At 56.6% G+C, this 20,677-nt stretch carries 20 protein-coding genes and 1 tRNA gene; 14 read left to right on the plus strand and 7 right to left on the minus strand.

Annotated features, from left to right (window positions below; genetic code table 11):
* The first annotated feature begins 9 nt into the window (after positions 1 to 9).
* The 3 genes from phaC to LB462_RS08440 all read left to right on the plus strand — a co-directional run bounded on the left by phaC (position 10) and on the right by LB462_RS08440 (position 3,615).
* Positions 10 to 1,830 carry a class I poly(R)-hydroxyalkanoic acid synthase gene (phaC, locus tag LB462_RS08430; RefSeq protein WP_224506871.1) on the plus strand — a complete coding sequence of 607 codons (1,821 nt, stop codon included), beginning with the start codon at positions 10 to 12 and terminating at the stop codon, positions 1,828 to 1,830.
* Positions 1,831 to 2,079: 249 nt separating this feature from the next.
* Entirely contained in the window at positions 2,080 to 3,393 is a 1,314-nt protein-coding gene (locus tag LB462_RS08435) for a YcbK family protein (RefSeq protein ID WP_224506874.1), read from the plus strand.
* Between the two features lie 147 nt (positions 3,394 to 3,540).
* Positions 3,541 to 3,615 (plus strand) — tRNA-Glu (locus LB462_RS08440).
* Between the two features lie 119 nt (positions 3,616 to 3,734).
* On the opposite strand, the gene LB462_RS08445 is transcribed toward LB462_RS08440, so the two are convergent.
* Positions 3,735 to 3,914 carry a hypothetical protein gene (locus LB462_RS08445; protein WP_112530434.1) on the minus strand — a complete coding sequence of 60 codons (180 nt, stop codon included), beginning with the start codon at positions 3,912 to 3,914 and terminating at the stop codon, positions 3,735 to 3,737.
* A gap of 303 nt (positions 3,915 to 4,217) precedes the next feature.
* Between LB462_RS08445 and sfsA the strand changes: the two genes are divergently transcribed.
* The 4 genes from sfsA to LB462_RS08465 all read left to right on the plus strand — a co-directional run bounded on the left by sfsA (position 4,218) and on the right by LB462_RS08465 (position 7,388).
* Positions 4,218 to 4,919, plus strand: coding sequence for a DNA/RNA nuclease SfsA (gene sfsA / locus LB462_RS08450; protein WP_224506875.1), 702 nt, complete (start codon positions 4,218 to 4,220; stop codon positions 4,917 to 4,919).
* A gap of 17 nt (positions 4,920 to 4,936) precedes the next feature.
* Entirely contained in the window at positions 4,937 to 5,767 is an 831-nt protein-coding gene (gene map, locus LB462_RS08455; RefSeq protein WP_224506877.1) for a type I methionyl aminopeptidase, read from the plus strand.
* 12 nt (positions 5,768 to 5,779) lie between these two features.
* Complete coding sequence (radC, locus tag LB462_RS08460; protein ID WP_224506879.1) at positions 5,780 to 6,583, plus strand: RadC family protein; 804 nt, start codon at positions 5,780 to 5,782, stop codon at positions 6,581 to 6,583.
* A gap of 85 nt (positions 6,584 to 6,668) precedes the next feature.
* Positions 6,669 to 7,388, plus strand: coding sequence for a 3-keto-5-aminohexanoate cleavage protein (locus tag LB462_RS08465; protein ID WP_224506881.1), 720 nt, complete (start codon positions 6,669 to 6,671; stop codon positions 7,386 to 7,388).
* A 9-nt stretch (positions 7,389 to 7,397) separates the two neighbouring features.
* Here the strand turns inward: LB462_RS08465 and LB462_RS08470 are convergent, their stop codons facing one another.
* Both LB462_RS08470 and tig read right to left on the minus strand, forming a co-directional pair.
* The gene (locus tag LB462_RS08470; RefSeq protein ID WP_224506883.1) at positions 7,398 to 8,042 is read right to left on the minus strand and encodes an HD domain-containing protein; all 645 of its coding nucleotides are present in this window, start codon (positions 8,040 to 8,042) and stop codon (positions 7,398 to 7,400) included.
* A gap of 115 nt (positions 8,043 to 8,157) precedes the next feature.
* Positions 8,158 to 9,582, minus strand: coding sequence for a trigger factor (gene tig / locus LB462_RS08475; protein WP_224506886.1), 1,425 nt, complete (start codon positions 9,580 to 9,582; stop codon positions 8,158 to 8,160).
* Here tig and LB462_RS08480 point away from each other — a divergent pair.
* From LB462_RS08480 to LB462_RS08505, 6 genes are all read left to right on the plus strand, one after another.
* On the plus strand, positions 9,581 to 9,973 hold the full coding sequence (locus tag LB462_RS08480) for a hypothetical protein (RefSeq protein ID WP_224506887.1): 393 nt from the start codon (positions 9,581 to 9,583) through the stop codon (positions 9,971 to 9,973). The genes tig and LB462_RS08480 overlap by 2 nt on opposite strands.
* Positions 9,974 to 10,125: 152 nt before the next feature.
* The gene (locus LB462_RS08485; RefSeq protein ID WP_224506889.1) at positions 10,126 to 11,307 is read left to right on the plus strand and encodes an efflux RND transporter periplasmic adaptor subunit; all 1,182 of its coding nucleotides are present in this window, start codon (positions 10,126 to 10,128) and stop codon (positions 11,305 to 11,307) included.
* Positions 11,304 to 14,471: an efflux RND transporter permease subunit gene (locus LB462_RS08490; protein WP_224506891.1), complete on the plus strand. Its 3,168-nt coding sequence runs from the start codon at positions 11,304 to 11,306 to the stop codon at positions 14,469 to 14,471. Before LB462_RS08485 ends, LB462_RS08490 begins: the two co-directional genes overlap by 4 nt.
* Before the next feature lie 463 nt (positions 14,472 to 14,934).
* Positions 14,935 to 15,357 carry a hypothetical protein gene (locus LB462_RS08495; protein WP_224506893.1) on the plus strand — a complete coding sequence of 141 codons (423 nt, stop codon included), beginning with the start codon at positions 14,935 to 14,937 and terminating at the stop codon, positions 15,355 to 15,357.
* A gap of 3 nt (positions 15,358 to 15,360) precedes the next feature.
* The gene (locus LB462_RS08500) at positions 15,361 to 16,590 is read left to right on the plus strand and encodes an HlyD family secretion protein (protein ID WP_224506895.1); all 1,230 of its coding nucleotides are present in this window, start codon (positions 15,361 to 15,363) and stop codon (positions 16,588 to 16,590) included.
* Positions 16,591 to 16,684: 94 nt separating this feature from the next.
* Positions 16,685 to 17,362 (plus strand): dihydrofolate reductase family protein, encoded by a 678-nt coding sequence (locus LB462_RS08505; RefSeq protein WP_224506898.1) that lies wholly within the window; start codon positions 16,685 to 16,687, stop codon positions 17,360 to 17,362.
* On the opposite strand, the gene LB462_RS08510 is transcribed toward LB462_RS08505, so the two are convergent.
* From LB462_RS08510 to kduI, 4 genes are all read right to left on the minus strand, one after another.
* Positions 17,325 to 17,609 (minus strand): hypothetical protein, encoded by a 285-nt coding sequence (locus LB462_RS08510; protein WP_224506900.1) that lies wholly within the window; start codon positions 17,607 to 17,609, stop codon positions 17,325 to 17,327. The genes LB462_RS08505 and LB462_RS08510 overlap by 38 nt on opposite strands.
* Positions 17,610 to 17,858: 249 nt before the next feature.
* The gene (locus tag LB462_RS08515) at positions 17,859 to 18,188 is read right to left on the minus strand and encodes a cupin domain-containing protein (RefSeq protein WP_224506902.1); all 330 of its coding nucleotides are present in this window, start codon (positions 18,186 to 18,188) and stop codon (positions 17,859 to 17,861) included.
* Between the two features lie 12 nt (positions 18,189 to 18,200).
* A complete protein-coding gene (gene kduD / locus LB462_RS08520; RefSeq protein WP_224506904.1) occupies positions 18,201 to 18,956 on the minus strand; it encodes a 2-dehydro-3-deoxy-D-gluconate 5-dehydrogenase KduD in 756 nt (251 codons plus the stop codon).
* Positions 18,953 to 19,795 (minus strand): 5-dehydro-4-deoxy-D-glucuronate isomerase, encoded by an 843-nt coding sequence (kduI, locus tag LB462_RS08525; RefSeq protein ID WP_224507121.1) that lies wholly within the window; start codon positions 19,793 to 19,795, stop codon positions 18,953 to 18,955. The genes kduD and kduI overlap by 4 nt, the downstream gene beginning before the upstream one ends.
* A gap of 158 nt (positions 19,796 to 19,953) precedes the next feature.
* Between kduI and LB462_RS08530 the strand changes: the two genes are divergently transcribed.
* Positions 19,954 to 20,655, plus strand: coding sequence for a GntR family transcriptional regulator (locus LB462_RS08530; RefSeq protein WP_224506906.1), 702 nt, complete (start codon positions 19,954 to 19,956; stop codon positions 20,653 to 20,655).
* The last annotated feature ends 22 nt before the right edge of the window (positions 20,656 to 20,677 follow it).

A 20,677-nucleotide genomic window follows, 5' to 3' on the forward strand; every position in this document is an offset into this window, starting at 1 on the left:
AGCGACTATATGGATAATCAAGGCGATAAGAGCGGCAAGACCCCGAACCTTGATAATTATGTCGTCAAGGATCCGGAAGCCTTTGCGCGCAATGTCGCCCATATGATCGAGCAGGCCGGGAAAGCGGCTTCCGCCTGGGTCGAACCGCGCGAAAAAGGCCTGAAGCGTGACACGCTCGCCGACCCCGTCACGGACGTGGTGAAGACACTTTCAAAAGTTTCGGAATATTGGCTTTCCGAGCCGGCCCGGGCCCTTGAAGCGCAGACCAAACTTTTTTCCAGTTATATGGTGATCTGGTCGAATTCCATTCGCCGCATGAGTGGTGAAGAGGTTGAGGACATTGTCACGCCCGACAAGGGTGACAAGCGTTTCGCCGATGAAGACTGGGGCAAGAATGCCTTTTTCGATTTTCTCAAGCAGGCCTATCTTGTTACTGCGCGTTGGGCGGGGGATCTTGTCGAAAACGCCGAAGGACTTGACGATCATACGCGGCACAAGGCGGCATTTTACGTCAAGCAAATCACAACGGCGGCATCGCCGAGCAACTTTCTTCTGACCAATCCGGAGCTTTACAAGGAAACCGTCGCCAGCAATGGCGAAAATCTGGTTCGCGGCATGAAGATGCTGGCCGAAGACATTGTGGCCGGAGGCGGCGACCTTCGCCTGCGTCAGTCAGACCTTACGAAATTTGCACTCGGCGACAATGTTGCAACCACTCCAGGCAAGGTTATCGCCCGCAGTGAAGTGGCGGAAATCATTCAGTATGAGCCAGCCACAAAGGACGTATTCAAGCGCCCTCTCCTGATTTGCCCGCCATGGATCAACAAATTCTACATTCTCGATCTGAACCCCGAGAAATCCTTCATCAAATGGGCGGTGGAGCACGGCCATACCGTGTTCGTGATTTCATGGGTCAATCCCGACCACCGCCACGCCATGAAGGACTGGACAGCCTATATCAATGAAGGCCTGCGTTTTGGGCTCGATACGGTCGAGAAAGCCACGGGCGAAAAAGCCGTGAATGCCATCGGCTACTGTGTTGGCGGAACGCTCTTGAGCGCTGCCCTCGCCCTCTTTGCCAAAGAAGGCGAAGAGCGAATCAAGAGCGCCACGCTCTTTACGACGCAGGTGGATTTCACCCATGCTGGCGATCTCAAGGTCTTCGTTGACGAAGATCAAATCCGGGCGCTGGAAAAGGCAATGTCGGCGGAAGGCTATCTGGACGGAACGCGAATGGCGACGGCGTTCAACATGCTCCGCTCCGGCGACCTGATATGGCCCTATGTCGTCAACAACTATATGCGCGGGCGTGATCCCGTGCCGTTCGATCTGCTTTACTGGAACGCCGATGCCACAAGGATGAGCGCGGCGAACCATTCCTATTACTTGCGCAATTGCTATCTCGACAACAATCTGGTTCGCGGCATGATGAAGCTCGCTGGAGAGAACCTCTCGCTCGCCGATGTCAAAATCCCGATCTACAATCTCGCGGCCAAGGAAGATCATATCGCCCCCGCACTTTCCGTGTTCACGGGCTGCCGTTATTTCGGCGGGGATATCACCTATGTCATGTCGGGCTCGGGTCACATAGCAGGCGTCGTCAATCCACCCGCCAAGAACAAGTATCAATATTGGACGGGCGGCAAGCCCGTCGGCGCATTCGATGAATGGCTGGCAAAGGCGAAAGAACATCCCGGTTCCTGGTGGAATCATTGGGAGAAATGGATCGAAGCGCAGGACGGAGCACGCGTTCCCGCACGCAAACCAGGTGAAAATCATATGGAAATTCTTGCCGAAGCGCCCGGAACATATGTACGCGTGCGTGTTTAAATCGTTCGATTTGTGACCGTGGAAAACCCTAAAGAACACGCAACGACAATGGCGAGAAAGTGGCCAATCACGTTTTCGCCTCATTCTACCTATACTTGAAGCCTTGTGCAGATGATAAAAGTTCATTAACTCTGGCGACTCTCTGCCGGTGTTATTTGCACTTCAATAGAACTTCGCGAGCTTTCTGCTCTTATAAAAGCGGACCGGACTGAACACTACACGGCCGGAAAAGACGAGACGGGGGAATCGTTGAAATTACTGCCAGCTTCAGTTTATGCCCTTCGGGCGAGTACGGTTGCATGCGTCATTGTGCTTTCCGCCATGGCGGCTACATCGTGTACCTCGACGGTCTCAAGCCCCGGAGCAACTGCTGCCCTGGCTCCCTCCAGCGATGCCACAACACACACAACTGAGAGCGCAATGCCGTCCGGCGGCACCCAAGCGATAACCCCCGAAGCACTGGCTCTGGCCGGAAGCACTGAGCCAAATGCTCTTCAGGCCATAAATCAAACCGCCAAACCTGCGAATGGTAAGGCGTTGCCGGTAACGACCACTGCAGAAGCCCAGAAAGGCTCAGAACAGCAAACCGCGGCCACAGCCACTCCCACACAGCCCCCCGTCAAAACATCACTTTTTGGTTCGAGCACTCCTGCCAGCACAGAAGAGACACAGGTTGCAAGCGCCGCAACCGCTGCAGCGCCCGTCAAGACATCGCTGTTTGGCAATCCGATGCGGGGCGAAGGCGACGTTCAGCCCAAAAAATCACCGCAGCAAGCTGCCGAGGCTCCGGCACCTGACGCAGCTGACAAGTCCGCAGCCAAGGCTGATGACGCTCCTGCATCCCCGGAGCAAGGCATTGCGCCTGAAACGACGCGTCCAGCGACGGCAGCAAAGAACAATGGCGCGCTAATGCGGCTGTTCTCCAATAATCTGTCGAAGCCGGCCGGAAAGCGCCTGGTCGCCGTTATCGAACCGAAGTCGCAACCCAAACTGCGCGCAGTCGATACGTCGTCCCATGCAGCATCGCCGCTCCCCGCCGCCAGCTCCTTTGCCGGCCAGACACAATATGTATCATCCTCACTACCCGGCGTGCGGCCCAATGCGGGCATCCAGATCATGCAGCGCGACAGTCTATATGACGATGACGATGTTGAAGCCGCAGCAGCTCCTGTGATTCTTGCCTCGGCCGCGGGCCTCGCACGTCTCGCGCCGAACGGTCTCAAGGTTCAGCGCGAAAACGTTCAGGTTGCCTGCCTTAAGCCGCAGCTCGTTGGTATGCTGAAAACAATCGAACGCAGATACGGCAAGTCGGTAATTGTGACGTCGGGCTATCGCAGCCCGCCCTATAACCGGCTTGTCAACGGCGCGAAGGCATCACTGCACATGTCTTGCGCTGCAGCAGACATACAAATTCCCGGGGTTTCCAAGTGGGAATTGGCCAATTTTGCCCGCTCGATGCCCGGACGCGGCGGTGTTGGTACCTATTGTCACACCGAATCAGTTCACGTCGATATTGGACCAACGCGGGATTGGAACTGGCGCTGTTCCCGCAGGGCCGGCTGAGTTGTCAGCACAAAATGCTGTCCCCCTTAGCGTGGCACAGCACCAATGCTAGTTGACGGACGGCATAAACTTCACTTTTTCGAAAAAAGAACGCTTTATGGGCTTGCGGCGCAAAAACTGTTTCACTATAAGCCGCTTAACCGAGCGGCGCCCATCGTCTAGCGGTTAGGACGGCGCCCTTTCACGGCGCAAACAGGGGTTCGATTCCCCTTGGGCGTACCAGGTTTTCTCTCGAAAATTCAATTGCTTGCCTGCAAGAGCTTTCATCTTGGGATGTTTGCCTGCAACAGAAAACGGCCAACTCCGGGTGAGCTGGCCGTCTGGTGTTGTCTTGCTGCAGCCTAGTTGGCAGGCGCTGGTTTTGCGGGATCCGGGGCGGGTGTGGCTGGTGCCGGAGCAGGTGCTGCGGGTTCAGATGTCGTCGCGGGCGGCGTGGTATTGCCTTCAGATGGCTTGTTGTCACAGGCTGTCAAACCAAGTGCAGCGAGAGCAACAAACGGTAGGAAAAACTTGAGTTTCATCACGTCTCCTCCTGGTGAGTTTCGTCCCTTTGCGTAGCATGTGACACTCTTGCTGATTAGAACAGCCCGGTTCTTTCAAGCTTTGTCACCGCCTGTTAGACAAAGTTATGAGACCCGAATCGGCAGCTGACCTATTATCTTGGTACTGCCACATTGATTTGCGGCAGCAGGGTCCAGTTAGACCTCCAAGCTGGCCCGATTCTCCCACCCCAGAGCAAACTCAACCTGCCTTTTAGAGGCAGGTTTTTTTATACGCTGTGCCAGGATGTTGTCGCGGTCCATCATGTCGGCTAAATCCTTCGTATGATATTTGCTTCCCCTCTCGTCACCGGCCGGCTGGTTCAACGTTACAAGCGTTTTCTCGCTGACATTATTCTGGACGACGGCAATCCGATCACCAGTTCGGTTCCCAATACCGGCTCCATGCTGGGCCTGACGGACCCGGGCATCAGGGTGTGGCTGTCGGTTTCGAACGGGTTGAAACGCAAATATCCCCACACTTTGCAGCTGGTTGAAGCGCAAGGCATCATGGTTGGCATCAATACGGGCCTGCCAAACCGCATTGCTGAAGAAGCGATCCTGTCGGGTCTCCTGCCCTCATTGAGCGGCTATGCGGAGTTCAGACGCGAGCAAAAATACGGCTCGAATTCGCGGATCGATATACTTTTGCGCGACCCAAATCGTCCTGACGCCTATGTCGAGGTCAAGAACGTGCATTTTTCAAGGTCGGCCGGACTTGCAGAATTTCCCGATTCTCCAACCGCACGAGGCGCAAAACATCTGGATGAGCTTGGCACTATGGTTGAAAACGGTCATCGTGGTATCATGCTCTATGTCATCCAGCGCGGAGACTGCGAACATTTGAAAATTTGCGGCGATCTCGATCCTGTTTATGCAGCAGCCTTCGAACGGGCGATGCGGCGCGGGGTTGAAGCTTACGCAGTAAAATGCCACATCACACCCACGGGTATCACTGCTATTAGCACAATGCCAATTATCGATTGACGCCAACCGGAACGAATATGGTTACCTATCTCGACGCACAGAGCGCGCCCTTGAAAAATACCGGGCAGATCAGGCTTCACGGCCCGGAAGGGTTTGAGGCCATGCGCAAGGCCTGCCTGTTGACCGCACGCTGCCTGGATGAGCTCGCGTCTATCGTTGCGCCGGGTGTCACGACCAACACCATCGATCGTTTTGTCTTCGAGTTTGGTTCGGATCATGGCGCTCTGCCAGCCACGCTCAATTATCGCGGTTATACGAAGTCCAGCTGTACCTCGATCAATCACGTGGTCTGCCACGGTATCCCCGACGACAAGCCGCTGCGAGAAGGCGATATCGTCAATATCGACGTGACCTATATCCTTGACGGCTGGCATGGCGATTCCAGCCGCATGTACCCGGTTGGCGAAATCAAGCGCGCGGCCGAGCGCCTGATGGAAGTCACGCATGAGAGCCTGATGCGCGGCATTGCCGCCGTGCGTCCCGGCGCGCGTACCGGCGCTATCGGCGCAGCCATACAGACCTACGCGGAATCAGAACGTTGCTCGGTCGTGCGGGATTTCTGCGGCCATGGTGTCGGCCGGCTTTTCCACGACGCGCCGAACATTCTGCATTACGGCACGCCGAATGAAGGCGTCGAACTGCGCGAGGGCATGATCTTCACCATCGAGCCGATGATTAATCTCGGCCGTCCGCATGTGAAAGTGCTCGCCGATGGCTGGACAGCCGTTACGCGCGATCGCTCGCTTACCGCGCAATATGAGCATACGGTCGGTGTCACCAAGGACGGCTGCGAGGTTTTCACCCTGTCTCCTGCCGGCCTGTTCGCGCCGGGATTGAAACTCGAATAGGATGGTAGCTCAATGAGCGAAGAAAAGCCGGAACAGACTTTCTTCTTCAACGAGCCCTCCGCAAAACTCTCTCCCAAACAACCACCCGTTGCAGCCGATAGCGTCGTCCGCAACGCGGAGCAGAAGAGCGATCCTGAAGAGGAACTTCCGCATTATCATGGGCATCGCGAGCGGGTAAGACAGCGGTTTCAAAAAGTCGGGCATGCGGGATTTGCCGACTACGAGATGCTGGAAATATTGCTGTACCGCTCGATCAGGCAAGGCGATACGAAGCCGTTGGCCAAGGCCCTCCTGGCTCGCTTCGGATCACTGGCCGAGGTCCTTGGCGCTCCAGAACATCTTTTGCGCGAAGTGAAGGGGTGCGGTCCGGCCGTGACCTTCGACCTCAAGCTCGTCGCCGCACTGACCCACCGTGTGATCCGCAGCGACATTCGCGAAAAGACAGTGTTGAGCTCATGGAGCAAGGTCATGGATTATTGCGTCGCGGCGATGGCATATGAGTCGCGCGAACAATTTCGCATCCTGTTTTTGGACAAGAAAAATGCTTTGATCGCCGATGAAGTGCAACAGGTCGGGACGGTGGACCATACGCCAGTCTATCCGCGCGAGGTCATTGCGCGGGCACTGCAACTCGCTGCGAGTGGCATTATCCTCGCGCACAACCACCCTTCCGGTGACCCTACCCCCTCAAAAGCCGATATCGAAATGACGAGGACGATCGCCAATATCGGTGCACAAATGGGTATTGTCGTGCATGATCACATCATCATCGGCAAGAACGGCCATGCCAGCCTGAAGGGCCTCAAACTTTTCTGACGCAACCGCAAACGCGATCAAAATGTGCGGTCAGTATGAATTCCGCTATGATAAATCCCGTCGAGACCTCATCGGAGTGCAAATCATGCTGCAAGCCTGTTTGAACGGCGGACGAACCCGCGACTTTCATCCTGCGGTCCCTTTTACCGCGGCAGAACTCGCCCATGATGCGGCGCAAAGTGTTGCTGCTGGCGCACGGGAACTTCATGTACACCCACGCGGTGCGGATGGTGCTGAGAGCCTTGAGCCCGATGATGTAGCTCAGGCAATTCTGGCAATCCGTACCAGCGTCCCCGGTGTTCCCGTTGGACTATCCACCCACTGGCGCATTCCGCCCGGAGGCAAGGCCCGGCAAAGGCCGATTGAGCAATGGACCGTGCTGCCGGATTACGTTTCCATCAACCTCATTGAGGAGGACGCAGCGGAAATGATCTCGCTCGTCCTGGGTAAAGGCATGGGCATCGAAGCCGGCCTGTGGTCGGTGAGCGACGCGGAACGCTTTATTGCTTTATCCACCGCCCCTAGATGCCTGCGCGTGTTGATCGAAATCAATGAACAGGACGCCGAGGAAGGTCTCTCCGTCGCAACCGGCATCATATCCGTTCTCGAGCACGCCGATTTTGCGCTTCCAATTCTGTTGCATGGCGATGAAGCCAGTGTATGGCCGATGTTCACAGAAGCGATGGCGCGCGGCTATGACAGCCGCATTGGCCTTGAGGACGGCAGGCTACTGCCATCAGGCAAGATGGCCACCGACAATGCCGATATCGTCCATGCCGCCATGATGATGCAAAATCCCGCTTGATCAGATGGCTTAAATTTCTTCGAGAAATTCGTCAAAGAACCGGCGAAGCCGTTGCTGCCGCGCTTGCGCAATTTTGGCACCCGTTTCGGTATTGAAGCCCGCCACCAATTTGAAAAGTTTGGTCTGGAAATGGTCCAGCGCAAAACGCTTGTCGTCAAAGCCACAGTCAAGCGCTTGCGGATCCTCCGGATCGTAGAGACCGCTACTCATTCTGCCGGCAATGTAAAAGCATCGCGCCACGCCAACCATGCCAATTGCATCGAGCCTGTCCGCGTCCTGTACGATTTTCGCTTCCAGCGTCGTCGGCTTTATACCGGCCGAGAAACTGTGCGCCTCAATAGCATGTGCTGCGGCCGCCACCTGCGACGAAGGCCAACCAAGATCAACAAGCACGCCGGACGCTTTTTCCGCGGCAAATCTTGAAGCCTGCGCACGAAACGGCGAGTTCTTCTCAACCGAAACGCAGTCGTGCAGAAGCGTCGCCGCCACCAATATTTGCTGATTGCCTCCTTCCACAGCCTGAATTGCCTGGGTGTTTTTCCACACGCGCAAAAGATGTGAAAAATCATGCGAGCCATCGCTTGAGCCATCAAGCGTGTGGGGCAAAAGACGCTCGGCAAGAGTTTGGTACGGCGCAAACGCGGTAATGGTCATCTGGTGCGATCCGGGAATCAAATGAAGACGTTCGCGTATCATGCATGAACGCTGCGCTATCCGGACATAAAAAAGGCCGCTTGAAGCGGCCTTTTTTGGATGCTGTGGAGAGGGCTTATGCCTCGTCGTCTGTCTTCTTCTTCGCGGCCTTTTTCGGCGCCGCCTTCTTGGCAGGCTTCTTGGCTTCATCCGACTTGGCGTCAGCCTCGTCATCGGCCATCAACGCTTCCTTGGTCACCTTCTTGTCGGTGACGTTGATGTTCGACAAAAGATGGTCGACCACCTTTTCCTCGAAGAGCGGAGCGCGGAGATTGTTGACCGCTTCCGGAGTCTTGCGGAAGAATTCATAGATCTGCTGTTCCTGACCGGGATACTGGCGAACCTGATCATAGACGGCACGCTGCAGCTCGTCTTCGGTCACTTCGATACCGGCCTTGTTGCCGATTTCCGAAAGAACGAGACCGAGACGAACGCGGCGTTCAGCCAGCTTGCGGTACTCGTCGCGAGCCTCTTCTTCCGTCGTGTCTTCGTCTTCGAAGGTCTTGCCGGCTTCCTGCAGGTCGTGGCCGATCTGTGCCCAGATGTTGTTGAACTCGGCATTGACCAGACGTTCTGGCGACTCGAACTGATATTCGCTGTCGAGCGCGTCAAGTATCTGGCGCTTCACCTTTTGACGAGTGAACTTGCCGTACTGGCTTTCGATCTGCTCGCGTATGACCTGACGCAGGCGATCGGCGCTTTCGATGCCAAGCTTCTTGGCAGTCTCGTCATTGATTTCGAGTTCGCCCGGCTTGGCAACTTCCTTGACGGTTACGTCGAAGGTTGCATCCTTGCCTGCAAGATGGGCTGCCTGGTATTCAGCCGGGAACGTGACCTTGATCTGCTTTTCATCGCCCGCCTTGGTGCCGATCAACTGATCTTCGAAGCCCGGGATGAACTGGCCGGAACCGAGAACCAGCGTCGCATCGCTGTCCGCGCCACCATCGAAAGGAACGTCGTCGACCTTGCCGAGGTAGTCCATCGTGATGCGGTCGCCGCTTTCAGCTTTGCCCTTCTTCGTTTCGAAGGTCTGGGCAGAGCTCGCTACGCGCTTGACCTGCTCTTCGACTTCCTCATCGGAGACATCGACGACTTCGCGCGTGACATTGATCTTGGAGGTATCCTTGATCTCGATGGCAGGCAGAACTTCATAATTCAATGAGAATTCGAAATCGGCCTGACCGCTCAATACCTTGTCAGCTTCCTTCTCGTCTTCGGTCATGACGACCTCAGGCTGGGTAGCCGACTTTTCATTGCGTTCAGCAAGGATCGTGCGTGAAGAATCGCTCAAAATCTCATTGACGACTTCAGCCATGAATGACTTGCCGTACATCTTGCGCAGGTGCGCCATAGGCACTTTACCTGGACGGAAACCATTGATGCGCGCTTTTGCGCTGGCGCCTTGTAGGCGTTCGGAAAGCTTTGCTTCCAGATCCTTGGCCGGAACAACGACCTTGATCTCGCGCTTCAGCCCTTCATTGAGCGTTTCAGTAACCTGCATGTCCAAACCTTCACTTTTTAACATTCGTCCCGCCGTCACCGGCTCTTTCGCCAAATTGCGGGAGAAAAACTCATGCCGTCGTGGCTTCTGGTTCGGATGGAGTGAGCCACGCTCTACCATCCGCGTTGATTTTATTGGTTTATTTCTAACTCAACTTCGTTTTGTAGCATTGATCGTACCACACAATCCGGCACAAAGTTACGGAAGAAACAGTACCCTTACCGACTGGTCGCTCCCTTTACTTGCCTTACGTATAAAAATCAATGGTAGAGCCTTTGCGGGGGATGAAATTGCTTGTCACCAGCCCATTGCCACCCGCGATTGCAGGGTGACAACGAAATCGAACTGTGCAAATCTGCCCGCACGGGGTTTTGAAACAGATCGATTATGACCACGCCTTGTCCGAAAGTCGTCGTATTAGAAGCTCTGTGAACTGACTTGCAATATTAGATTGATCGTCCGCGGAAACCTGTCTTCGAGCCATTCAATCGATTGAGCAGATTGGCATTTTTCCCCGTACCACACGCTGGAAGTCTCATTGCCATGGAGGCCTATCCCTTGTCACGCGCGTTGTTTACAGCCTTAAAATTTGGTTTTACCGCCGCTACCTTGTCGGCATCGGCAGCCCTCGCCCAGGAAGCCGCGGCTCCACCTCCTCCCCCGACTGTGACGGTTGCAAAGCCGGTCGTGCGCGACGTGGTTGACAGCGATGAGTTTATCGGACGATTTGAAGCCGTCGATCAGGTTGCCGTCCGTTCGCGCATCGATGGATATCTCGATACAGTTCACTTCACCGATGGCGCATTGGTAAAGAAAGGCGATCCGCTCTTCACGATTGACCAGCGGCCCTATATCACTGCCCTGGCGCAGGCACAATCATCGCTCGAAGTTGCCAAGACAACGCTGACTTACGCTGAAGCACAGTACAAGCGGACGGAATCGCTCACCGGCAGCGGCACGCTGTCCGTATCGACGCTCGATGACCAGCGGCGCGCTTTCCTTGCGGGGCAAGCCAGTGTGGCCGGCGCTCAGGCGGCTGTCGATAACGCTCAGCTCAATCTTGTATATACGCAGATCACTGCGCCGCAGGACGGCCGCATCGATCGCCGGCTGATTTCGGTCGGCAATCTGGTCAATGCCAATGACACAGTCCTGACCACGATCGTCTCGCTTGACCCGATCGATTTCTACTTCGACGTCGATGAGCGCAACCTGCTCAACTATGCGCGGACGGCGCGCGAGCGTGGTAGCAATTTGCAGGAAGGCGGTGGCGGTCTCGACGTCACGGTCAAACTCACAGACTCCAACGAACCGCCGGTCAAGGGCAAACTCGACTTTGCTGAAAATCGGCTCGATGATGCGACAGGCACAATGCGGGTTCGCGCTCGCTTCGCCAATCCCAAATTCATTCTCCAGCCGGGGCTTTTCGGCCGCGTCGAAGTGGCCGCCTCGAACACCTATAAGGGAATTTTGGTCCCTGACGAAGCTGTCGGCTCGGACCAGAATGAACGCGTTGTCTTTGTCGTCGCTGAGGACGGCACTGTCACGAGCAAACCCGTTCGCCCAGGTCCCAAGCTTTATGGCTACCGCGTCATTCGCGAGGGGCTGACAGGTGATGAGACAATCGTCATCAATGGGTTGATGCGCGTTCGTCCCGGCGGCAAGGTTAAACCCGAACTCGTCCAGCTTCCGCCAGAGGCGAAGACGGCGGAGGCCAGTCAATGAGATTTGCGCATTTCTTCATCGATCGGCCGATCTTTGCATCTGTCCTTTCGATCGTGCTGCTGCTTGTCGGCAGCATTGCCTATACGCAGCTCCCCGTCGCCCAATATCCAGAAATCGCTCCGCCGACCATCGTGGTGCGCACGTCGTATCCGGGCGCCGATGCGGAAACCATTGCGAATACTGTAGCCACCCCGATCGAGCAGCAGATCAACGGCGTCGAGGACATGCTTTACATGTCATCCTATTCGACAGCCGACGGCTCGATGTCGCTGACCATCACCTTCAAGCTCGGTACCGATCTCGACAAGGCACAGGTCCTTGTGCAGAACCGCGTCGCGATCGCTGTGCCTCAGCTGCCGGAAGACGTCCAGCGCAACGGCATAACCACGACGAAAAGCTCGCCTGACCTGATGATGGTCGTGCACGTGCTTTCGCCGGATAACCGCTATGACCAGCTCTACGCGTCGAACTATGCCAACACCCGCATCCGCGATGTGCTGCTGCGGCTCGACGGCGTCGGCGACATCACCATTTTCGGTGAGCGTCAATATTCGATGCGCGTCTGGCTCGATCCGCAGAAACTGGCCGCCTATAGCATGACGTCGGGCGATGTCGTGCAGGCATTGCGCGACCAGAATGTTCAGGTCAATGGCGGCGCCATCGGCGGACCACCAACATCTGGCACAAACGCCTTTCAGTATACTGTCACGATGCAGGGCCGGTTCGAAGATGCAAGGCAATTTCGCTATGTGATCGTCAAGACCGGCGCAGACGGCCGCCTGGTCCAGTTGCAGGATGTTGCCCGCATTGAACTTGGTGCGAAAGACTATGTGACCAACAGCTATCTCGATGGCAGTCCCGCCGTGGCGCTCGGTATTTTCAGCCGGCCCGGCACCAATGCGCTGGCAGCTGCGGCGACCATCAAATCCACAATGCAGGAGCTTGCCAAGGATTTCCCCCCAGGGCTCAAATACGACATCGTCTATGATCCGACGGAATTCATCGCTGAGTCGATCAACGATGTTTACACGACGATCTTCGAAGCTGTGATTCTCGTCGCACTTGTCGTGCTTGTCTTCCTGCAATCGTGGCGTACCGCCATCATTCCTATCGTTGCCATCCCGGTCTCGTTGATCGGCACGTTCGCCATTCTTCTGGCATTCGGCTTTTCGCTGAATATGCTGACCCTGTTCGGTCTTGTTCTGGCCATCGGTATCGTCGTCGATGATGCGATTGTCGTCGTGGAAAACGTGGAACGAAACCTGGCATCTGGCATGACGCCAAAGCAGGCGTCGCATACCACCATGGATGAAGTGGGCACCGCTGTTATCGCCATCTCGCTGGTGCTGATTGCAGTGTTCGTACCAACGGCTTTCATTCCCGGCATTTCCGGCCAGTTCTACCTGCAGTTTGCCGTAACGATTTCTGCGGCAACAGCTATTTCGGCTCTCAACTCGCTGACGCTCTCGCCCGCCCTGGCAGCAATTGTCCTGCGTCCACACGATCACGCGGTTTCCAACAATCCGCTCGCGCGTTTCGGGCGAAGCCTCGCCAACGGCTTCAACAGAGGCTTCGATAGAATGGCATCGGGCTATTCCTGGATCGTAAGGCACCTTGTGGGATCAACGATCGGCCTTCTTGCCTCGCTTCTCGTGTTCGTCGGACTCCTTGGAGCCACATGGTACATGTCGAATCTGGTACCGCGCGGCTTCATTCCCCAGATGGATCAGGGCTATGCCATCGTCGTTATCCAGCTGCCGGACGGAGCCTCCCTCGCCCGCACAGATGCGGTGGTCCAAGAGGCCTCGAAGATCATCCGTGGCATCCCCGGCGTCAGAAACTCCGTCGCCTTCGCCGGCTTCAGTGGCGCGACCTTCACGAATGCTTCGAATGCCGGCGTCGTTTTCGCGCCGTTCCAGCCGTTTGACGAGCGGATCAAGAATGGCCAGTCGGCGACTTCGATCATTGGCCAGATCTATGGAAGTCTGCAGAGCATTCAGGAAGCTTTCATCATCGCGGTGCCGCCGCCATCGATTCGCGGTGTCGGCAACGCCGGTGGTTTCAAGATGCAGCTCCTCGATCGCGACAGTTCCGACATGCGCCGCGTTCTGGGTCTGGCCCAACAGATGATGGGAGAAGCCAACCAGACACCTGGTCTGACCGGCGTCTATACGACGTTCTCCGCCTCGAGCCCGCAATATTTCCTTGAGATCGATCGCGACAAGGCTCGGGCATTGAACGTGCCCATTCCGAACATCTTTGAGGCGCTATCGATCAATCTCGGCACGTCTTATGTGAACGATTTCAACGCTTACGGCCGTGTTTATCAAGTACGCGCGCAGGCCGATCAGCAATTCCGCGTGGATCGGGCGGACATTCTCGCGCTGAAGGTTCGCTCGGCGACTGGCGCGCTCGTCCCGCTGGGTACACTTGTCGAAATCAGGGATACAACCGGACCATCGCTCGTGCAGCGGTACAACATGTACGTGTCGGTTCCGCTCCAGGGCAATTCTGCTCCCGGAGTTTCTACCGGTACAGGTCTCGACAAGATGGAAGAGCTTGCGGCGAAGACCTTGCCACCCGGCACAACCTTCAACTGGACCGAGCTTGCATTGCAAGAGAGAAGCACCGGGAATACGGCGATACTGATTTTTGGTCTTTCCGTTGTTTTCGTCTTTCTTGCGCTGGCCGCCCAATATGAAAGCTGGGTCCTGCCGCTGGCGATCATCCTGATCGTACCATTGGCCGTGCTGGCGGCGCTCATCGGCGTGCACCTGCGAGGTATGGACAACAATATCCTGACGCAGATTGGGCTCGTCGTCCTGATTGGCCTGGCGGCGAAGAACGCGATTCTCATTGTTGAATTCGCCCGACAACACCAGGAGGAAGGTGCCACGCCGGTCGAAGCTGCCATCGAGGCCAGCCGGCTGCGCCTGCGTCCGATCCTGATGACCGCCTTCGCCTTCATCTTCGGCGTTGTACCACTGATGATCGCACAGGGACCAGGTGCCGAAATGCGCCAGTCGCTCGGTACGGCGGTGTTTTCGGGCATGCTCGGCGTTACGTTCTTCGGCCTGTTCCTGACACCGGTGTTCTACGTCGCACTCCGATCTTTCGGCCGCAAACGTAAAGTGGTGGCGGAAGAAGCCCCCGCCGCCCACTAGCAAAATAGCGCGAGGCTTTTCAGCCTCGCGCCGCTCAACAGCTGCTCCCAACAGCTACGCCCTCTAGAGCCTCGTGCGATAATATTGATGCGTTCTGCCGGAGGGAATTCGCGGACAAGGTCAAGGGGTTTGGTGAGGCCGATGTTTATCCATCGGACGAAGCCGAAGCCCGATGGATTTGGCCCGAATTCACCCGGCCCTTCGGGTTTCCGGCGGGCGGCCAACCACTTTGTCAGGCGGCGTCGGACGATGGAAAGGCATCGGCCTCGCCACCTTCCGCGTGGATTGTCTCGCCATCCGTGAAACAGAACTGCACCAATATTGTCGCACGAGGCTCTATAGTTACTGTTACGTACTTTCTTCGAAATTCGTCAACATGCATGCTGCGCTTGCACGGACAGTATTTTGGCCGCGTGGGATGATGGTCGATCGCGACCATAGAGCACTGAGGGGAATGGGATAAATGGCCGACGCAATACACCCGGCAGCGATAGAACATCTGCCGGTTTTTATCACCGCCCCCGGTCAAACCGACTGGCTGTTCAGCGGGGTTGTCGTGTTCCTGTTGGCAATGATCCTCATCGTCGGCAATTTCTATTTCCGACTGCATGCCCTGCCGGAGCAAATGGCGCATCGGGGGAAAAAGGTGCAAATGGAGATTGTGGCCGTCCTGGCGCTCATTTCCCTGTTTACCCACAACCATATCTTCTGGATCGCCGGCCTGTTGCTGGCATTGATTGATTTTCCGGATTTCTCCTCGCCGATGATTTCAATTGCACAGTCGCTCGAGAAACTCTCCGGACGCGCTAGAACCGGCGAGGATGAGGCAATCGTCTCCCCGCCTGAACCGGAGCCGAAATCTGACACCGCAGGCGGGGGTATCTGAGTCATGTTTGAGCTACTTCTCTGTTCAATGCTCACAGTCTTTCCGGACTACCTTTTCCGCCGCTATGGACAGGGAAGGCGTCTCGGCAGGGAGATTACTCTTTATACGGTGTGGTATGAGCTGCGCTGGGGCATAACTGCGTGCCTTTTGCTGACTGTTTCGTTGATTACCGTCATTTTTTATTTTCATCCTTCGACGACGAACGTCACCGCGATATTCCGGACAGTCACCATTCTCCCCGAAACCACCGGCCGTGTCGCCGAAGTATTCGTCGGGATCAATACAAAGGTAGAAGCCGGAGCACCGCTCTTCCGGCTCGACAGTTCGGAACAGGAAGCCGCGCACGAAACGGCACAACGCCAAATCGATGAGACCGTTGCCCAGACCGCGGTGGCGCAAACGGAACTGGCGGGGGCGGATGGGCTCATTCAGCAGGCGCAAGGCGCATACCAGCAGGCTCTGGATGAACTCGCCACCAGGCAAGAGCTTTTGCGGCGCAGGGCGGACGTCTCGGTTCGGGAGGTGGAGCGATTGCAAATCACGGCTGACACCCGAAAGGGAGCGCTCGACGCCGCTATCGCCAACAAGCGGACAATAGAGACAAAACTTTCAACGCTGCTGCCCGCCCAGAAGGCGAGTGCAGAAGCGGCCCTTAAGCAGGCACAGGTGGAGCTGGATAAAACCGTGGTTCGGGCCGGTGTGGCCGGAACGGTCCAACAGTTTACATTGCGGCCCGGCGACGTTGTAAACACCATGATCCGCCCCGCCGGGATCCTCGTCCCCCAGGAGGCTGGACGCGTGGCGCTGATTGCCGGTTTTGGTCAGATCGAGGCGCAGGTGATGAAAAAAGGCATGATTGCCGAAGCAACATGTATCGGGAAGCCCTTTACGATCATTCCAATGGTAGTGACCGAAGTTCAGGATGTGATTGCGGCGGGACAGCTTCGGCCGACGGACCAGCTGATCGATGTGCAGCAACTTGCACGGCCAGGCACGCTCACGGTCTTCCTCGAAGCGCTTTATCCGGGGCAACTGGCGGGAATTCCGCCGGGCAGCAGCTGTATCGCAAACGCGTATACCAACAACCACGACGCGCTTGCAGCGAAGGATATCGGCACGGGGAGATGGATGTTCCTGCACATGGTCGACACAGTCGCGATCGTGCACGCCATGATCCTTCGAATGCAGGCACTGATGCTGCCCGTCCAGACCTTGGTATTGGGTGGCCACTAGAGCGATTTTTTCTCAACGAATGTCGGGATCGGAGGCCTCGACACGTCCTTTGCCGGACAACAGGCGAGAATGAAGCCCGCCTGAAGGAGGAAAAATGAGAGAGCTGATTTTGTTCATGCACATATCCCTGGACGGCTACGTTGCTGCCGCTGAAAAGACCTCACAGCCAACTACCAACGGCGATAGTGAATCTGAGGATGATGGCACGGTCGATGATCAAGGCATTATGGACACGGTAGTGCCCAAACTGACTAGCGGCTCCGACACACTGCTGCTCGGGCGGCTCGTGGCAGACGAACTGCTCGGCTATTGGCTGACTGCGGAAACCAAATATCCAGATCTATCGAGCGGCTACCGTGCCTATGCCCGCTGGGCAACAGACGCACGCAAGGCAGTCATTTCAAACACCGAGGAGCGGCTGCCTTGGGAGAACAGCGAGCTGCTGCTGGTAAAGAATGATGAAGACATGGTGCGGACCGTTTCGGCGCTCAAGCGGCAGCCTGGCAAGAACATTGTATTCCATGGCGGCGTGAGGACAGCGCAAAACCTGGCGCGGCTCAATCTGATCGATGAATATCAGCTCGTCGTAGAACCGGAGGCGCTGGGCGATGGCAAACCACTTTTCAGAAACCTGACAGACAAGCTCAAGCTAAACCTCGTCGAAGCAACGGCGTTAAAAGCCGGGGACGTTTTTCTGAGGTATCGGCCAGCAACTGTCACAAAAGCCTTGCGGGCTATTGCTTATAGCCCTTTGCCTGCATGCATGCATTGACAAGATTGGCCTGTTCCTTAGCCCTGGCAGAACTGTCAGTGGCTAGGGCGGCGGTTGAACCGGCAGCCTGATATTTGCATTCCGCCATATCCTTGTTCGCGGGTGTGACAGGTTCTTCGCTATGGACCCACTTCTTCTCGGAAGAAGCGCATGCCGCGAGCACCATCATTGGAATGACAAACAGTAAAATCCGGCTCTTGGAGAGATTTTTGGAAGTATTGGATGAATCTGAAACCGCGTTGAACATCGTGAGAATCCTCTATTTAATTTGCCTAGTGACCAAAGTCAGGCATAAATCTGTTCTGAATGCTCCCCATGAAAAGCAAGACTGTACCAAGGCGGCAAACTACATTGCATTTGGTGCCTGACACAACCCCGGTTGCGATATTTGACGGGAGAAGCCCGATCGCATCAAGGAAACTGATCCAGGTGCCCACTAACATCCGTACCCGACGGTGCCGGGCGCCCAGTGAGTGAAGAAGCGGTTTCGGACGCCTTACAGAAAATCGTCCCGTCTCGGCGTGAACGTGTCAATCAGCAAACCGTCCTGAAGCGCCACAACGCCGTGAACGAGATTAGGGGCGACGATGAAGCTGCTGCCGGTGGGCAGCGTCGTGGTCACGCCATCAACGGTCACCTCGAAGGCACCCTTCGCCACATAGCTCACCTGGGTATGCGGATGGGAATGGAGCGCGCCGATCGCGCCTTTGTCGAAGCTGAAGGCGACGAGCATCATTTCCGGACGATGCGAAAGGACAGCGCGGCGATTGCCGGGCGAGGTTTCCGTCCAGGCCAAGTCGTCAGGCAATGTGTAGTGACCGGACATTGATATCTCCTTTTATCGTGCCAGCCATCCGCCGTCGACGGGAAGGATCGTGCCGTGCACATAGTCCGACGCGTGGGATGCAAGGAAGACGGCCGCTCCAGCCATATCGTCCGCCTGCGCCCAACGTCCGGCCGGGATGCGTTTCAGGATATCGGCATTGCGTTCGGCATCCGCCCGCAGCGCCGCGGTGTTGTTGGTCTCGACATAGCCAGGGGCAATGGCGTTGACGTTGATACCATGGGCAGCCCACTCGTTTGCCATCAGCCGCGTCAGGCCTGCAAGGCCGCTCTTTGCCGCCGTATAGGATGCAACACGAATCCCGCCCTGGAACGACAGGAGCGAGGCGATGTTGATGATCTTGGCAGACCTCTTCTCCGTCATCGCCATCCTGGCGAAGGACTGGCAGAGAAAGAACGCCGATTTCAGATTGGTGTCCATGACGGCATCCCAGTCCTCCTCGGTAAAATCGATCGTATCGGCCCGGCGGATGATCCCGGCATTATTGACCAGAATATCCGGGCGCTTTCGAATGGCCGCTGCTCGCTCGACGGCAGCGCGCACCTCGTCCATCCTGGAGAGATCGGCCAGAAGAGGATGAAACGACCGGCCGCCGGCTGTCACGAGGGCTGCGGTTTCTTCCATCGGCGAGCGTCCGACGCCGATGATGTCGGCGCCGGCACCTGCGAGACCGACGGCAATCGCCTGGCCGATGCCCGTATTGGCACCGGTGACGATGGCGCATCGGCCGGAAAGATCGAACGGGTTCATCTCAGACTTTCCATCGGGACCTTGTCCATATCGGTGAAGCTCATGTTATCGCCGGCCATCGCCCAGATGAAGGAGTATCGCCCGGTGCCGGCACCGGAGTGGATGGACCACCCCGGCGACAGCACCGCATCATGGCTTTTCAGTACGAGATGCCGTGTTTCGTGCGGTTCACCCATGAAATGGAAGACACGAGTCGCCTCCTCCATGCCGAAGTAGAGATAGACCTCCATGCGCCGGTCATGCACATGGGCGGGCATGGTGTTCCAGACGGAGCCGGGCTCAAATGTCGTCAGACCGACCAGAAGCTGGCAGCTTTCACAAACATCCGGATGCACATATTGGTTGATCGTGCGGGCATTGGCTTCCTCAGTCGAGCCCGTGCGCACCTTCTTGGCCATGTCGAGCTTGATCAGAACGGTCGGACAGGCGCGATGTGCCGGCGCACTAAGGAGATAGAATTCGGCCGGATTTGCCGGATCGTCGCTGCGGAACGACAACGTACCCTGCCCCATGCCGACATAGAGCGCATCCTGGAAGCCGAGCGGATAGTCGACGCCGCCGACAATGACCGTGCCCTTGCCACCGATGTTGAGAATGGCAGCCTCGCGGCGTTCAAGGAACTGGCTGGTCCCGGTTTCCTTGACCTGGTCGATCACGAGGTCTTGCCCCGCCGGGACGATACCGCCGATAATCATCCGGTCGAGATGGCTATAGGTGAGATTGATCTGGCCTTTCGAAAAAAGCCCCTCAATCAGGAAGTCCTTACGCAGGCCTTTCGTGTCACGCCTGGCAGCGTCTTCTGGGCCAACGACCTGGCGCACGTTTACGGAAATTGTCACAGCATTTGCCTCTTGGCGTTTGATGGAAGGGTTAGGTGTGAGGACGACATATTCGGTGAGTTGGCTGATGCTGGTGTCTGCCTTGTTCACATCGAACACCTTGTGCTGTCGCCGAATTGTATGGTACTGTATGGTGGCTAAAAACAAATGTCAACGAGATGACGGTAGCGAAAAGCATGAACCTTGAGACATTGAAGATCGAGACGGGGGAAACGACCGCCGCGCAGGTGGAACGGGATTTGCGCGAGGCGATCATCCGTCTCGATCTCGCGCCCGGTTCACGCCTGTCCGAACAGGAGATCGCGTCCCGTCTCGGCGTTTCCCGCCAGCCGGTCCGCGAGGCGTTGATCGCCCTTGGAAAATCCAAGCTCGTCGAAATCCGCCCCAATCGCGGAACCGTCGTGGTCCGCATCTCGGCGCGCCAGATGATGGAGGCCCGCTTCGTGCGCGAGGCGATCGAGGTTGCCGTTGTTCGGCGGGCCAGCGAAAGCTTCGATACGTGGACACGGCGAAAGATCGACAGCATCCTCGAGCGCCAGCGAATGGCAATGACCGAACACGATCATAATGCTTTTCGCCGGGAGGACGAGCAGTTTCATATCGCGATAGCAGAAGGTGCCGGCTGCGGCCTCGCCTGGAACGCGATTTCAGACATCAAGGCGCATATGGATCGGGTTTGCAATCTGCAGCTCCGCAACCCGGCCTCTATGAAAAACCTTATCGAGCAGCACGAGAAGATCGTCACCGCCATCGACGCCCGAAACGCCGATGCTGCAGCCGATGCCATGAGAGTGCATCTGAACGGCATTCTGAATGATCTACCACAGATCGAATCTGACAATCGTGAGCTGTTCGAATAGCGATGTGCAGTGCTGCGTATGA

Origin of the sequence: Phyllobacterium chamaecytisi (assembly GCF_020164455.1) — a bacterium.
GTDB classification, from domain to species: Bacteria; Pseudomonadota; Alphaproteobacteria; order Rhizobiales; family Rhizobiaceae; genus Phyllobacterium; species Phyllobacterium chamaecytisi.